The sequence below is a fragment of the Bacillus sp. SIMBA_026 genome (assembly GCF_046535335.1).
In the GTDB taxonomy this organism is placed as follows: Bacteria; Bacillota; Bacilli; order Bacillales; family Bacillaceae; genus Bacillus; species Bacillus velezensis.
Map to the genome: position 1 here is coordinate 1 of NZ_JAWRWX010000020.1, position 677 is coordinate 677.

Annotated in this window: 1 protein-coding gene; it reads right to left on the minus strand. The window is 62.6% G+C overall.

Features of this window, described 5'->3' with window-relative positions; all coding sequences use genetic code 11:
* Positions 1–677: hypothetical protein (locus SB847_RS20460; RefSeq protein WP_410578379.1), on the minus strand; the 677-nt coding region annotated here is incomplete at both ends.

Below are 677 nucleotides of genomic sequence, written 5' to 3' on the forward strand. Positions count from 1 at the left end.
CGGTTGCTCCTGTTGATCCCGTTACTCCAGTGACTCCGGTGGCGCCTGTTATTCCTGTCGCTCCGGTATCCCCGGTTGCTCCGGTTGCCCCGGTTACTCCCGTTACCCCGGTTGCTCCTGTTGATCCCGTTACTCCAGTGACTCCGGTGGCGCCTGTTATTCCTGTCGCTCCGGTATCCCCGGTTACTCCCGTTACCCCGGTGGCGCCGGTTACTCCAGTGGCTCCCGTTATTCCCGTTACGCCGGTTGAGCCTGTTACTCCAGTGGCACCGGTGAGCCCGGTGGCTCCCGTTACTCCCGTTATTCCGGTCGCTCCTGTTGCTCCTGTTGCCCCGGTTACTCCGGTTGCCCCAGTTACTCCCGTTACCCCGGTTGCTCCGATTACTCCCGTTATTCCGGTGGCGCCGGTCGAGCCGGTTACTCCTGTTACCCCGGTGGCTCCAGTTGCCCCGGTGGCGCCGGTAATCCCTGTTGCTCCCGTTACTCCGGTTAAGCCTGTTACTCCCGTTGCTCCCGTTATCCCAGTGGCGCCTGTTACTCCAGTGGCGCCTGTGAGCCCGGTGGCTCCCGTTATCCCAGTGGCTCCGGTGGCGCCGGTTTCTCCGGTTACTCCAGTAGCTCCCGTTATTCCGGTGGCACCTGTTACTCCAGTAGCGCCGGGATCTCCGGTGGCTCCA